This window comes from Arthrobacter sp. SPT-J7 (genome assembly GCF_059089965.1).
Map to the genome: position 1 here is coordinate 107,370 of NZ_JBNHFF010000008.1, position 14,217 is coordinate 121,586.

Annotated in this window: 12 protein-coding genes; 8 read left to right on the forward strand and 4 right to left on the reverse strand. The window is 67.6% G+C overall.

Annotation, left to right across the window (positions count from 1 at the left end; genetic code table 11):
• Positions 1-184 precede the first annotated feature (184 nt).
• Positions 185-1,096, reverse strand: coding sequence for a LysR family transcriptional regulator (locus tag AC5RWX_RS14005; protein ID WP_493957821.1), 912 nt, complete (start codon positions 1,094-1,096; stop codon positions 185-187).
• A 153-nt stretch (positions 1,097-1,249) separates the two neighbouring features.
• Here AC5RWX_RS14005 and AC5RWX_RS14010 point away from each other — a divergent pair, with 153 nt between their 5' ends.
• Complete coding sequence (locus AC5RWX_RS14010) at positions 1,250-4,699, forward strand: bifunctional proline dehydrogenase/L-glutamate gamma-semialdehyde dehydrogenase (protein ID WP_494097547.1); 3,450 nt, start codon at positions 1,250-1,252, stop codon at positions 4,697-4,699.
• A gap of 143 nt (positions 4,700-4,842) precedes the next feature.
• On the opposite strand, the gene AC5RWX_RS14015 is transcribed toward AC5RWX_RS14010, so the two are convergent.
• Positions 4,843-5,316, reverse strand: a complete 474-nt coding sequence (locus tag AC5RWX_RS14015; protein WP_493940632.1) for a hypothetical protein — start codon at positions 5,314-5,316, stop codon at positions 4,843-4,845.
• Positions 5,317-5,505: 189 nt separating this feature from the next.
• Between AC5RWX_RS14015 and AC5RWX_RS14020 the strand changes: the two genes are divergently transcribed.
• Positions 5,506-5,904, forward strand: a complete 399-nt coding sequence (locus AC5RWX_RS14020; protein WP_493940633.1) for a hypothetical protein — start codon at positions 5,506-5,508, stop codon at positions 5,902-5,904.
• A gap of 105 nt (positions 5,905-6,009) precedes the next feature.
• Here AC5RWX_RS14020 and AC5RWX_RS14025 read toward each other — a convergent pair whose 3' ends face one another.
• Positions 6,010-6,261: a DUF6458 family protein gene (locus tag AC5RWX_RS14025; protein WP_493940634.1), complete on the reverse strand. Its 252-nt coding sequence runs from the start codon at positions 6,259-6,261 to the stop codon at positions 6,010-6,012.
• A 179-nt stretch (positions 6,262-6,440) separates the two neighbouring features.
• On the opposite strand from AC5RWX_RS14025, the gene AC5RWX_RS14030 reads away from it, so the two are divergent.
• Genes AC5RWX_RS14030 through AC5RWX_RS14045 form a run of 4 tightly spaced genes read left to right on the forward strand, consistent with a single transcriptional unit; the run spans position 6,441 to position 9,568 of the window.
• Positions 6,441-7,331, forward strand: coding sequence for a hypothetical protein (locus AC5RWX_RS14030; protein ID WP_493940635.1), 891 nt, complete (start codon positions 6,441-6,443; stop codon positions 7,329-7,331).
• Positions 7,318-8,082, forward strand: coding sequence for a LamB/YcsF family protein (locus AC5RWX_RS14035; protein ID WP_493940636.1), 765 nt, complete (start codon positions 7,318-7,320; stop codon positions 8,080-8,082). Before AC5RWX_RS14030 ends, AC5RWX_RS14035 begins: the two co-directional genes overlap by 14 nt.
• 1 nt (position 8,083) lies before the next feature.
• On the forward strand, positions 8,084-8,701 hold the full coding sequence (locus AC5RWX_RS14040) for a 5-oxoprolinase subunit B family protein (protein WP_493940637.1): 618 nt from the start codon (positions 8,084-8,086) through the stop codon (positions 8,699-8,701).
• A gap of 3 nt (positions 8,702-8,704) precedes the next feature.
• Positions 8,705-9,568, forward strand: coding sequence for a 5-oxoprolinase subunit C family protein (locus AC5RWX_RS14045; RefSeq protein ID WP_493940638.1), 864 nt, complete (start codon positions 8,705-8,707; stop codon positions 9,566-9,568).
• Between the two features lie 18 nt (positions 9,569-9,586).
• Here the strand turns inward: AC5RWX_RS14045 and AC5RWX_RS14050 are convergent, their stop codons facing one another.
• Positions 9,587-10,792: a DUF445 domain-containing protein gene (locus AC5RWX_RS14050; protein ID WP_493940681.1), complete on the reverse strand. Its 1,206-nt coding sequence runs from the start codon at positions 10,790-10,792 to the stop codon at positions 9,587-9,589.
• Positions 10,793-11,054: 262 nt separating this feature from the next.
• On the opposite strand from AC5RWX_RS14050, the gene AC5RWX_RS14055 reads away from it, so the two are divergent.
• A complete protein-coding gene (locus AC5RWX_RS14055) occupies positions 11,055-11,921 on the forward strand; it encodes a glycerophosphodiester phosphodiesterase (protein ID WP_493940639.1) in 867 nt (288 codons plus the stop codon).
• Between the two features lie 59 nt (positions 11,922-11,980).
• Entirely contained in the window at positions 11,981-14,209 is a 2,229-nt protein-coding gene (locus AC5RWX_RS14060) for a glycoside hydrolase family 15 protein (RefSeq protein WP_493940640.1), read from the forward strand.
• Positions 14,210-14,217 lie beyond the last annotated feature (8 nt).

The window sequence follows — 14,217 nt, forward strand, 5'->3', positions numbered from 1 at the left end:
CGATGGACGCGCGGTGTCCTGTCGGTGGTCGATGGAGGCGCGCCAGCGCCGAGTAGAGACCCGAGGGGCATCCAGGGTCTCCACGCGCTCGCTGGGGCTCGCTTGGTCGACCACCGGAGGAGAGGGGCGCTCGCTTGGTCGACCACCGGGGGCGAGGCGCGCGAGCTTGGACGACCACCGGAGGCTAAGCGCGCTCGCCGCTGACCTTCCGGGCGGTTTCCTCCAATACTTTCCGGAGCGCAAGAATGGCGGGCCGATTGGCCGAGGCCCGGCGGGCGGAGGTAAAGACGGTCCGGCGCGGATGATCCGGCAAGTCCAGCATCCGGCAGGTGGTGCCGCGGCCGCTCCAGACCAGATCCGGCAGGAAAGCCACCGCATTGCCGGATTCAATCAGCCGGATCTGGGCCTGCAGATCAGCGGTCTCGTAGCGAACATCCGGCTCAAACCCGGCTTGGCGGCAAGCCTGCTCGGCCCAGTGCCGGGACGCTGCCCCGCGCGGTTCCATCACCCAGGGCAGGCCGCCGGCATCCGCAAGGGATCTAACCTCCCCGCCGGCCAGGCCAATCGGCGGGACGGCGAGCCGGATGGCGTCGGTGGTGAGTCTCTTGCGGTCCAGTTCCTGATGGTGCGGTGCCGCGTGGCCCGGGTACTGCTCGGCTACCACCAGGTCGAAATCACGCGCCCACGTCTCGTACAGCGCGGTTTCCGGTTCCCGCTGGACCATTTCGATCCGCACTTCCGGGTACTGCTGACGCATGCTGGTGAGCGCGTCCGGCAGCAGCGCCAGTGCAGCGGACTGGAAGACCGCCAGTCGGACGCTTCCGGTCACCGTGGTCAGGGATGCGGACAGGTCCGTTTCGGCTTGTTCGAGCCGGGACAGCAGCGACTCGGTGTGGGCCACCAGGATCTCTGCCTGCGGTGTGAGCTGTACGCGGCGGCCGGCCTTCCGCAGCAGTTCCACGCCGGCCTCTTTCTCCAGCAGCGTCAGCTGTTGAGATACGGATGACGGGCTCAAATTTAATGCAGTCGCCGCTTCGGCCAACGTGCCGCGCACTTTGACCTCCCGCAGCAGCCGCAACCTCCGGACGTCCAGCATGAGGGCTCCATGGATCACGAAAGTTGATGATTACCGGTCGAAAAAGATCGCTTTTTCTTCACGAAGTCTAGTCCCATACTGGTCCTCAACGGGCAATGCAATTACGTTGAAAGGACTGATGCTGCCGTGACCGACGTCCTCAAGGAGGAACCGATGCAGACCACAAGCTTGGCGGATTCCCAGGTAGCTGACCTCGCCGCCGACACCATCAAGTTGGTCCGGCACTGGCTAACCGAGGCAGAAAAAATTCCGGCCGATGCCGCGGCCGAGCAGTTGGCTGGGGTGTTGAACGATCCCAATGGTCTGGGTTTCACCGTCGGTTTCGTCGACGGCGTGATCCGGCCCGAGGATCTGAGGGTTGCCGCCCGCAACTTGGCGGCGCTGGCGCCGAAGGCTCCGTCCTTCCTGCCCTGGTACATGCGCGCCGCCGTGCGCGTGGGCGGCACCATGGCGCCGGTGTTGCCGCAGGTGGTCATTCCCGCAGCCCGCAAGGTGCTGCGGGAGATGGTGGGCCACCTGATAGTCGATGCCACCGACGCCAAACTGGGCCCGGCGATCGCCAAGATCCGCAAAGATGATGTCCGGCTGAACATCAACCTGCTGGGCGAAGCGGTGCTGGGCAGCCGCGAGGCCGAACGCCGCCTGGAAGGCACCAAGCACCTGTTGGCCCGGGACGACGTCGACTACGTCTCGATCAAGGTCTCGTCCACCGTGGCGCCGCACTCTCACTGGGCTTTCGATGAGGCAGTGGAGCACGTCGTCGAAAGCCTCACCCCGCTCTACCGACAGGCCGCCAACTCCCCGCAGCGCAAGTTCATCAACCTGGACATGGAGGAATACAAGGACCTGGAGATGACCATGGCGGTCTTCACCAAGATCTTGGACCAGCCCGAGTTCGAGCAGTTGGAAGCCGGCATTGTGCTTCAGGCCTACCTGCCGGACGCGCTCAAGGCCATGATCCGGCTGCAGGAATGGGCTGCCGCCCGCCGTTCCCGCGGCGGCGCCGCAATCAAGGTGCGGGTGGTCAAGGGCGCCAACCTGCCCATGGAGCAGGTGGAAGCGTCGCTGCACGGCTGGCCGCTGGCCACCTGGGAAACCAAGCAGGACTCAGACACCAACTACAAGCGCGTGATCAACTATGCCCTGCAGCCGGAGCGGATCGGCAACGTCCGCATTGGCGTGGCCGGGCACAACCTCTTCGACGTCGCCTTCGCCTGGCTGCTCGCCAAGCAGCGCGGTGTGGAGGCGGGCATCGACTTCGAGATGCTGCTGGGCATGGCGCAGGGCCAGGCCGAAGCGGTGAAAAAAGACGTCGGTTCGCTGCTGCTCTACACCCCCGTGGTCCATCCTGCTGAATTCGATGTGGCGATCGCCTACCTGATTCGCCGGCTGGAAGAGGGCGCCAGCAGCGAGAACTTCATGTCCGCCGTCTTCGAACTCAGCAAGAACGAACGGCTCTTCGAACGCGAAAAGCAGCGCTTCCTCGCATCACTGGAGGCGCTCGACGACGACGTGCCGGAACCGGCCCGGCAGCAGGACCGCTCGAAGCCGGAACCGGCCCGTCCCAGCGACTCCTTCGACAACATTCCGGACACTGACCCGTCGCTGCCCGCCAACCTCGCCTGGGGCCGGGAGATCCTCGCCCGGGTGCCGTCATCGACGCTCGGCCTTGACACCGTCGCGGCCGCCCAGGTCAAGGATGAGGCAGAGCTGGAGCAAGTGATCGCCAAGGCCGTGGAGCAGTCCAAGAGCTGGGGCGCGATGAGCGGGGCCGAACGCGCCGAGGTGCTGCACAAGGCCGGCGACAAGCTGAACGCCAACCGCGCCCGGCTGCTGGAAGTGATGGCAGCCGAGGCGGGCAAGACGCTGGACCAAGGCGATCCGGAAGTCTCCGAGGCGGCCGACTTCGCGCATTTCTATGCCGAGCTGGCCCGGAAACTGGACACCGTGGACGGAGCCACGTTCATCCCGTCGCGGCTGACGGTGGTGACCCCGCCGTGGAATTTCCCGACCGCGATCCCCGCCGGAGGTACCCTCGCCGCGCTCGCCGCGGGCTCCGCCGTCGTTATTAAGCCTGCCCAACAGGCCGCACGCACCGGTGCCGTGATGGTTGAAGCCGTGTGGGAGGCGCTGGACGAGGCCGGCGTGCCGCGCGACGTGCTGCAGCTGGTGCAGCTGGGCGAGCGCGAACTGGGCAGGCAGCTGATCTCGCACCCCGAGGTGGACCGCGTGATCCTCACCGGCGCCTACGAGACCGCCGAACTGTTCCGTTCCTTCCGTCCGGACCTACCGCTGCTGGCCGAGACCTCCGGTAAGAACGCCATCATCGTCACCCCCAGCGCCGACTTCGACCTGGCCGCCAAGGACGTGGCGTACTCCGCGTTCGGCCATGCCGGGCAGAAGTGCTCTGCGGCATCGCTGGTGATCTTGGTGGGATCCGCAGCCAGCTCGCCGCGGTTCCGGAACCAGCTGGTGGATGCGGTCACGTCCATGAAGGTGGGCTACCCGGAGGACGCCACATCGCAGATGGGCCCGATCATCGCGCCGGCCGAAGGCAAGCTGCTGGACGGGCTGACCACGCTGGGCGCCGGGGAAAGCTGGCAGATCCAGCCCCGGCAGCTGGACGATTCCGGCAAGCTTTGGAGCCCGGGCGTGCGGACCGGAGTGAAGCGCGGATCGCGCTACCACCTAACCGAGTTCTTCGGTCCGATCCTAGGGGTGATGACCGCTGAAACTCTGGAAGAAGCCGTGGCTATCACCAACGACATCGAGTACGGGCTGACCTCCGGCCTGCATTCGCTGGATGCGGATGAGCTGGATTACTGGCTGCAGAACATTCAGGCCGGCAACCTTTACGTGAACCGGGGAATCACCGGAGCCATCGTGCGGCGGCAGCCGTTCGGAGGCTGGAAGAAATCCTCGGTGGGCGCCGGTACCAAGGCCGGCGGGCCCAACTACTTGATGGGGCTGGGCGAGTGGGAGACTGCGCCGTCCACGGCAGCGGCGGAGATGCACGGTGCCGCAGCCAAACTGCTGGAGGCCGCGCGCAGGGCCGGGCAGGCACTGTCCGCCGAGGAACTGCGCGGACTGGAGCGTTCGCTGTGTTCCGATGCCGCGGCCTGGGCCGACGAGTTCGGCGTGGCCAGGGACATCTCCGGGCTGACCGCCGAGCGCAACGTCTTCCGCTACCTGCCGGTCCCGGTCACCGTCCGGCTGTCCGAAGGCGAACCGCTGGCACAGCTGGTCCGCGTGCTGGCTGCCGGCGTGCTGGCGGGCTCCGAGGTGGCGGTTTCCACCGCCGTCGCGCTTCCTGCGTCATTGCAGGCGGTGGCCACGGAGCTGGACCTTGCCGTGACGGTGGAGGACGACGGCGCCTGGCTGGCTCGGGCGCCCCGGCTCGGCGCCGGCAGGATCCGCCTGATCGGCGGGGATGCCAAGGCGCTGGCCGTCGCTACCGGCGGACGGCCCGATCTGGCGGTCTATGCCCATCCCGTGACCGAAGCCGGCAGGCTGGAAATGCTGCCCTTCCTGCACGAGCAGGCCGTCAGCATCACCGCGCACCGGTTCGGTACACCAAACCATCTGGCCGATGGCCTGATCTGACCGCTGCGGCAACCCGCCCCGACGAATGATCAGCAGGCGCCCTTTTCCGGTGTGGAAAGGGCGCCTGCTGGGTAGTGGATGCCCGTCGCCCGGATCGGCAGCCGCGTCGCTCAGGCGTGCCGCCGCGCTTGGCGGTGACCCGCTTAGCCGTTCCGGCGCATCCAGCCGACCGCATGCAGGGTGAGCACACCGGCGATCGTGACCAGCCCGGCGACCAACACGTTGGGTGCCACAGAGGACAACATGAAATACCACGGCGGTCCGAACGGGCTGGTCGGCGCCGTGCCTTGCATCTCGATAACGTACGGCGCGACCGACCACCACGCTCCGAAGGCGGAAAGCGCCAAACCCAGCAACCAGAGCGCGACCAGGTAGGGATTGATCTTCCGGCGCGCAGCGGGAGCGCCTTCCAGCTGGACCTGTGGTACAGCTCCCGGTGGAACGACCTCGGCAATGTCGGTGGACTGGGCGGCGACGTCGGCGGAAGGCTCTACAGCTGCGGTCCGGACTGTTGGGCTGATGGTGTCGGGCCTGCCGCCGGCCCGTGCCGCTTGATGGGCTTCACCGCCCCGCTGGTAGATCGAGTCATACCGCTGGTCGAACTGTGATGCGGACATGGTGCCCCCTTGTCGCCGTCCTTTGTTTGAATCTACCGGATGCCAAGCAACGCGGTTAGGCTGCCCGCCATGGGAATTCTGATTTTCGAGTAAACATGTCCTCGCATCGCCTTCTGAAGGTGGTCGGACCAGTCACCCTGGTCCTGTGGGCTCACCCATGGGCTGCCGGACCTGCAGGGAGGGAGCAGCGTGAGACCTGATGTACGCCGCATGCTGGTGATCCAGGCAGGCAACGTTCTGCTGCTGGCCATTGCGGCCGGCGTCATCGTCATGGCCGTGGACGCTCTGAGCGCGTTCGCCACCGGCGCGCGGGACGAGCCGGACGCTGGCGGCGCCCTTGCCGTGATTTCCCTGGCCGGCGCGCTCGCCGTCGTGGTGCTGGCGATTTTTGCGTGCCGGTGGACGGCCCGGGGCGAACGCTATGCGCCGTTGTTCGCCGTGCTCGGTTGGGCCGTGCTCTGGCTGCCGCTGAGCCTGGCCTTGGGCGCAGCCAGCGGCTCGCCGGCCTTCGCGTACATCGCCACACTGGTCTGCGGGGCGGGCATCGTGCTCTCGCTGGTCGCGCTGGGGAGCAAGAAGCCGCGCTGATCTCCGGCCCGCTGCCGCGCTGATCTCCGCGCCCTGCGCCCGCTCAGACCTCGACCGCCGGGCAAGCCGGGCCCTCGGCCCTCGGTGTTGGCTCCAGAGGTTGGCTTACAGGCTGCCTCGGGTTTCGTCACGACGGATGGTTTCGCCGGTGTTCGGGTCCTGCACCTGGCGGGTCTCGGTCACGCGGTGGTCACCGCGCGGAATGGCCATGACAATCGAGATGATGAGGCCCAGCAGGCCGACCCCCATGAGGATCCAGCCGATCAGGGTCAGGTCGATGAAATCCACGACGTCCGCAACAGCGAAGGCCAGGATGGCGCCGATGGCAATCAACGCAATTGATGATCCGATTCTCATAGCCTGCAACTCCTTTTGTATTGGGCGGCCGGCGCAGCAAGTGCTGCGGCGGGCCGTCGGACAGGAAGTACGCGGTGCAATTGTCAGCATACTTGCTGTTTGCGGAATCGTCCCGGAAGCTGTGATCTACGCTTAAAGCCGGAACAGCATTGCGGTGCTGAGAGTCTCCAGGAGGTTTTGTGGCCAAAGGACGGAAGATCAATCCAGCTATGCGGGTGGCTACGGATGCGGCCTTCGACAAGCAGGGCAACCCGAAGCCTGGCACGACGACTGCCTTCATGCGGGCTTTGGACGTCCAGCGGCCGCTGGTGCTGGCCAATCTGGATCGGCTTCGGCGCAAGTACCCGGACGCCACGCCGGCTGATCTGGCCGCGACGCTGGAGAAGCACTATCTGGCAACTGTGAGCTCCGGCGGAGCGGCGGTCGGAGCCACCGCCGTCGTTCCGGGCATCAATGCGGTGGCATCACTGGGCCTTTCGGCGGCGGCAACCGTCGGCTTCCTGGAAGCCACGGCGCTCTTCGCCCAGTCCATCGCCGAACTGCACGGCATCGACACCGAAAACCCGGAGCGGTCGCAGGCGATGGTCATGGCCATCTTGATGGGCGAGGAGGGCCGCTCGCTGATCAAGGAGTTCGCCGGGCAGGCGGGCGGCCGCGGCGGGAATCCGGCCCGAGCCTGGGGAAACGCCGTGGGCAGCACCATGTCCACCGGCATGGTCAGTTCACTGCTGGACAGCATGAAGAAGCGTTTTCTGGCCAAATTGGTAGCCAAGCAGGGTTCGGTGATGCTGGGCCGGGTCATTCCGTTCGGCATTGGTGCGGCGGTGGGTGGTGTAGGCAACCATGTCATGGGCCGCAGGGTCATCGGCGCCACCAGAACTGCCTTCGGCGAACCGCCGCTGGTCCTGCCGATGTCCTTGGTGGAGGACCTGGTTGAAAACCGGTACCGGCTCGGGGAGATCCCGGCAGCGCCGGGTCGGTTGACCGCCAAAATGGTGGAGAAGCTGCCGGTGATCAGGCGCAAGGGGCGTAAAGCCATCACGGAGTCCGCGGACCATGACAGCGACTAACCGGCCGGGGATCGATCTCAACAGCGACCTCGGCGAATCGGTTGACGGCCGGCTGATGGGCGACGACGCTGCGATGTTCCCGCTGATCACCAGCGCCAACATCGCCTGCGGCTACCACGCCGGCGACGAGGAAACCATGCTGGCCAGTTGCCACCGTGCTGCCGAGAACGGGGTGGCGGTGGGTGCGCACGTTTCCTACCAGGACAGAGCCGGGTTCGGCCGACGGTCCATGGACGTCGCACCGGACGACTTGATTGCCGACGTGGCGTCCCAACTGGCCGCCCTCGACCGAATCGGCCGCAGCGCGGGAACACCCATTGCCTACGTGAAGCCGCACGGCGCCCTCTACAACCGGATAGTCCACGACCGCACCCAGGCCGCGGCGGTGGTGGAGGCCGTCGGCGCTTTTGATCCGCAGCTTCCCATCCTGGGGCTACCCGGATCAGCGGTGCTCGAACTGGCCGCCGCTGCCGGGCTGCCGGTGTTCCGGGAGGCCTTCGTGGACCGCGGCTACCGCGGCGACGGCACGCTGATTCCGCGCGGCGAGCCGGGCGCCCTGCTGGACGACCTGGAGCAGATTGCGGACCGCGCGGTGGAATTCGCCCTGAACGATGCGGCCGACTCGCTCTGCGTCCACGGCGATACCCCCGGGGCAGTGGCCATGGCACGGTTGGTCCGGCAGCGGCTCGCGGCGGCGGGCATCAGCCTCCGTCCCTTCACCGATGCCGCCGCCCCGGCCGCTGGACGGTAGGGTGCGGATCCTGCCCTTCGGGGCGGGCGCAGTGCTGGCCGAATTCGCTACCCTCGACGACGTCCTGACACACTACACCGCGCTCTCGGCCGCGCCGCCGCCCGGGGTAACCGAGCTGGTTCCCGCTGCCCGCACCATCTTGGTGACGTTCGCCGCCCCGGCGAGCACCGCCGTCGTCCGCCAATGGCTGGAACAGACGGCACCGCACGAGGCCGATGCGCGCAGCGCCGCAGGCCCCGGGGAGACCGTCACGCTCGAGGTGGACTATTCGGGCCAGGACCTGCCGGAGGTGGCGCGGCTGCTGGGCGTCAGCGAGGCCGAAGTGGTCCGGCGGCATCAGCAATGCGAATGGACGGCCGCGTTCACCGGCTTCGCGCCCGGGTTCGCCTACCTGGTGGCACCGGAGAATCCGCTGCAGGTGCCGCGGCTGGCCGAGCCGCGTACCCGGGTGCCTGCCGGCTCCGTGGGCCTGGCGGGCGAGTTCAGCGGCGTCTACCCGTCGTCGTCGCCCGGCGGCTGGCAGCTGATCGGCAGGACCGATGCGCGGCTGTGGGACGCCGCGCGGGAGCAGCCAGCGCTGATCGTGCCGGGAACGCGCGTGCGGTTCAGGGCGGTGTAGCCGATGATCACCGTGCTCAAGACCGGGCCGGAACTGCTGGTACAGGACCTCGGCCGACCGGGCCATGCGGCCATCGGCGTGGGCCCGTCCGGTGCGCTGGACGCCCGGGCCCTGCGCGCAGCCAACCGGCTGGTGGGCAACCCGGAGTCCGCGGCCGGCCTGGAGTTCCTGCTGGGCGGGGCGGTTCTGCAGTTCGACGACGACGCCGTGGTCGCGCTCACCGGCGCCTTCGGCTCGGTGTCCGTCGCGGGCAGCAGCCACGAGCGCTACCGCCCGTTCCGGATCACGGCGGGCCAGCGCCTGGAAATCGCCGTGGCCACGTCCGGACTGCGCTACTACCTGGCAGTGGCCGGAGGCATCGAGGCCGAGACGGTGATGGGGTCGGCGGCAACCGATCTGCTCTCCGGAATGGGCCCGGCGCGATTGCAGGACGGGGACGTGCTGCGGGTCGGCGCTCCCAGGCCGGGTAGCAGCGCGGGACTTGAGCCCCCATGGGTTCCGGTGCCGCTGCTGCCCGCCGGCACGGTGGCAGTGCGGTTGCAGCCCGGTCCGCGGCTGGACTGGTTCGCCCCGGACATCCGGCAACGCTTGGCGCTGGGCAACTGGTCGGTGAGTGCTGACAGCAACCGCGTGGGACTGCGGCTGCTGGGGCGGCCGCTGCAGCGGGTGGTCGAGCGGGAACTGCCCAGCGAGGGCATGGTCACCGGCGCGGTTCAGGTTCCGCCGTCGGGGCTGCCCACCGTGTTCCTGGCCGACCACCCGGTGACCGGCGGCTATCCGGTGCCGGCCGTGGTGGCACCGGCGGACCTGCCGCTGCTCGGCCAGGCCCGGCCTGGCCAGCGCCTCCGCTTCTTCTGGACCGGCTGACTCCGGCCGGGCTCCCAGCTATCCGAAGACGGCGGTGGCCAGCGTGAAGATCGCCAGCCCGGCCAGCGAGCCGACCACTGTGCCATTGATCCGGATGAACTGAAGATCCCGCCCCACTTGCAGCTCGATCTTGCGGGACGTCTCCTGGGCGTCCCAGCGCTCCACCGTCTCGGTGATAACGCTGGCGATTTGCGAACGGTAGGTCCGGACCAGGTACCCGGCCGCCTCCTCAATCCAGCCGTCGATTTTGGCTGCCAGCTCCACGTCGGTCGCTAACCGGTGGCCGAAGTCTGACACCGCCCGCTTGAACGCCAGGCTCAACTCACTCTGCGGATCCTCCACCGCCTCCAGCAGCGAGGACTTCAGCGTTTCCCAGGTGCGGGTCGCCAGCGCCCGCACTTCGGGATCGCCTAGCGCGTTGTGCTTGATCGCTTCGACCCGTGCCATCATCTCCGGATCGTGCTGCAGGTCCTGGGCCAGGGAGTTGAGATAAGTGTCCAGCTGCCGGCGCATCGGATGGTCCGGATCGGCCTGCACCGCAAGGATGAACTTGTACAGCTCCAGGTGGACCTTGTCGCCGACCAGCGAATCCACGAACTGCGGCACCCAGGTTGGCGAGCGGTCGGAGACCAGCCGTGCCACGGTCTCCTGGTTGTCCAGCACCCAGTCGCCGGCGCGGTCCAGCAGCAGGTCAACCAGCTTCAGGTGGTGGCCGTCGCGCAGCAGATGCTCGGCCAGCCGCCCCAGCGGCGGGCCCCACGGCGGATCCAACAGGTGCCGGCGGGCCAGCGACTCGATCAGTTCCTGGACGTCCTCGTCGTTGAGCACCTGCAGCGCCCCGCGGATGGCGGTGGCTCCCTCGCGGGCGACCCGCTCGGTGTTCTCCGGCCGTTCCAGCCAGAGCCCGGCCTTGACCGTAATGCCGAGCGAGCCGATCTTGGCCTTGACCACGTCCTCGGCCAGGAAATTCTCCTCCACGAACTGGCCCAGGCTCGCTCCGATCTGGTCTTTGCGGCGAGGAATGATGGCCGTATGGGGGATCCTCAGTCCCATCGGGTGCTTGAACAGCGCGGTGACCGCGAACCAATCCGCCAGTGCGCCCACCATGCCGCCTTCGGCCGCAGCCCGGACGTAGCGCAGCCACGGGTAGCTTTCCTGCAGGGCAAAGGACACCATGAACACCAAGGCCAGCACCACCAGCAGTCCGGTGGCCAGCAGCTTCATCCGGCGCAGGGCCGCGGCCCGGACGCTGTCCGGCAGCACAGCGGTCCGGCTGCCGCCGTGTGGCCCGCTCCCAGTGATGTTTCCCGTGTACTCGCCCCTCGGCCCGTCCATCCGTTCGTCCGCCGTGTCAGGTGCGACGCCGCCGCCCGTCTGAGTGCCCATGTTGCCTCCGAAGCCGAATCGCCGAACGATCATCGATCGTTCACCCTTCAGTCAACCCTACGGCGATCCCGGTCGTCCGGTCATCGCGTACGGTGAATTCATGGACCAGAGGATCTACGCTCACCGCGGTTCCAGCGAGCAGTATGCGGAGAACACCCGTGCCGCCTATTTGCAGGCAATTGCCGACGGCGCCGACGGGATCGAGTGCGACGTCCACCTGACCAAGGACCGCCGGCTGGTCTGCTTCCATGACTTCACGCTGGACCGCACCTCCAACGGCACCGGCAACGTTTCGGATTACACACTGGATGAGCTGCTGCAGCTGGACGTCAGTTCGTGGAAGGGCGTGCCGATTCCGGCCGAATACGGCGGCACCGCGGACCAACTGGTCACCCTCGACGACCTGGTGGACCTGATCCGCGACGCCGGACGGCCGCTGGGCCTGGCCGTGGAGCTCAAGCACCCCAGCCCGTACGGGCAGGAGCTGGAAGACGAACTGCTCAAGTACCTGATGGCAGAGGGCTGGGACCCGGACACATCCCGGCTGGACAACATTCAAATGAGCTTCATGAGCTTCCACCCCGACGCGCTGAAGTACCTGGCCGACAACATGCCAGGCGAGTATCTCTGCCAGTTGTTGGATGACATCGACGCCGAGGAACTCAAGGCCAGCCTGATGATGGGTGAACTGACCGTGGGCGCCGTGGCGGGGCTGTTGCGCCGGGCGTTGTCCGAAGGCGAAGGGCTGATCGAGGAGCACCGCGTCGGCCTGGCCGGACCCGGCGTGGACTACGTGCGCTCGCACCTGCCGCTGGTCCGCCGCTGGCTGGAGGCCGGCATGCAGTTCCGGGTCTGGACGGTCGACGATCCGCAGGACGTGGAGCTGTGCCGTGACCTGGGCTTCGGCGAGATCACGACCAACCGCCCGGCCGAGGTCCGCCGGCAACTTGAGACAGCCGGCGTCTAGCCCACCGCGCGGCCGCCGGAAAAACAAGTAGCCCAAGGCCACTGCCGTAACCATGGCCTTTGTGGTTTATTTGGTGCATGGCATCTCCCATTGAGGATTATGCACTCATTTCGGATCTGCACACGGGAGTGCTGGTGTCCCGGTCCGGAAGCATGGACTGGCTCTGTCTGCCCCGCTTCGACTCGCCCTCCGTCTTCTCCGCGCTCCTGGGCGGCCCAGGGCACGGCCGCTGGCTGCTAGCCCCGGACGGAGCGCGTCCCCAGACCGGGGCGCCGATGGGCGCGGGCCCGGGAGGCGAACAGAGCAACGACCCGGCGGAAGTGCAAGGGAGCCGGCAGCCGGTCTCCGTCCGGAAACAAGACGAAGCAGTCTCCTCCGGCCCGGGGAGCCACCGTCCGTCCGCCACGGAGCAGGCCAAAAAGGCCGCCGGGACAGGCCGCGCGGCCCGCGAAGCCGCGCAGTCCGGCGACGCCGCCGGCACTGCCGAGGCCGGAGCCTCCAAAGCCGCCACCAGCGCCACGGCCGAATCGGCGGCCGGCTCGGGATCCGGACAGTCCACCACAACTGACGCGATGCACAATAGCGGCGTGGTCTCGGCGCCGGTCCACCCGCAGGCCGCACGGAATCACCGTCCGCCAACCGCCGCCGCGGCAGAAGCCGAGCCGCACGCCGTCGTCGTGAGGCGGTCCTACATTGTGTCCACGTTTGTGCTGCAGACCCGGTGGAAGAGCAGCACGGGCGAGGCGTTGATCACCGAGTTCATGCCGGTGGGCGACCGCCGGGCGTCGCTTGTGCGCCGGGTCCAGGGCCTGTCCGGGGAAATGAAGATCCGGCAGGAGCTGATCATGCGGTTCCACTACGGGGACGTGGTGCCGTGGGTGAACCGGGTCAAGAACGAGCAGACCGGGAAGGAATCGATAGTCGCGATCGCCGGGCCGGACGCGCTGGTGCTGCACGGCGACGACCTGCCGCGCGCCACGGAACGCCGGCACCGGGGCGAATTCACCATCAAAGCCGGCGAGAAAATCGACTACGAGCTCTGCTGGTTCCCCTCCCACCGGACAGTCCCGCCGATGATCGACGTCGACGCCGCGCTGGATGAGACGGTGAACTTCTGGCAGAACTGGTGCTCGCGGTTCCCGCCGCAGGGCGACTACCACCGCATGGTCAAGCGTTCGCTGCTGGTGCTGCGTGCAATGACGCACGAGGCCACCGGCGGCATTGTTGCCGCGCCGACCACCTCGCTGCCGGAGTCCTTCGGCGGGGAGCGGAACTGGGACTACCGGTACGTCTGGCTCCGCGATGCGGCGCTGACGCTGGAATCGATGATGACCCACGGCTACGAGACAGAGGCGTTGCAATGGCGCAACTGGCTGCTGCGCGCGGTGGCCGGCGACCCGGAAGACCTGCAGATCATGTACGGCGTGGCCGGAGAACGCGATCTCCCGGAGCGCACCATCGAGCACCTGCCAGGCTATGAGAACTCCGCACCGGTCCGGGTGGGCAACGGCGCGGTGTGCCAGTACCAGGCGGACGTGATCGGCGAGGTCATGGTGGCGCTGGAGAAGCTGCGCAACTTGGGCTGCACCGAGGACCACTTCTCCTGGCCGCTGCAGAAAGCCATGCTGCACTACATCGAAAGGCACATTGACGAGCCGGACCAGGGCATCTGGGAGATGCGCGGTCCCCGCCGGTACTTCACGCACTCCCGGGTGATGATGTGGGCGGCCTTCGACCGCGGCGTCCGGGCGGTCAGGGAACACGGGCTGGACGGCAAAGCCGTGCGGTGGGCGGAACTGCGGGACCGGCTGCGCGAGGAGGTTATGGAGCGCGGCTTCAACCGGGAGATCAACTCCTTCACGCAGGCCTACGACACCACCGAAGTGGACGCGTCGCTGCTGGTGCTGCCGCAGGTGGGCTTTTTGAAGTACGACGACGACCTGATGCTTGGTACCGTGGCCCGGCTGGAGCAGGAGCTGGTGGATGCGGACGGCCTGATCCTGCGCTACCGGACCGACTCCGGGATGGACGGGCTGGCGCCGGGCGAACACCCCTTCCTGGCCTGCTGTTTCTGGCTGGTGGAACAGTACGCCCGCTCCGGGCGGATCGGCGATGCTCGCGATCTGATGGACAGGCTGGTGGGCTACGCGAACGACCTGGGGCTGATGGCCGAAGAGTACGACACCGTGAACAAGCGGATGACGGGCAACTTCCCGCAGGCGTTCTCGCACCTGGCCTTGATCCGGGCGGCGGACGCGATCAACGGCCACGCGCAGGACGCGGTGTAGGCCGCCCG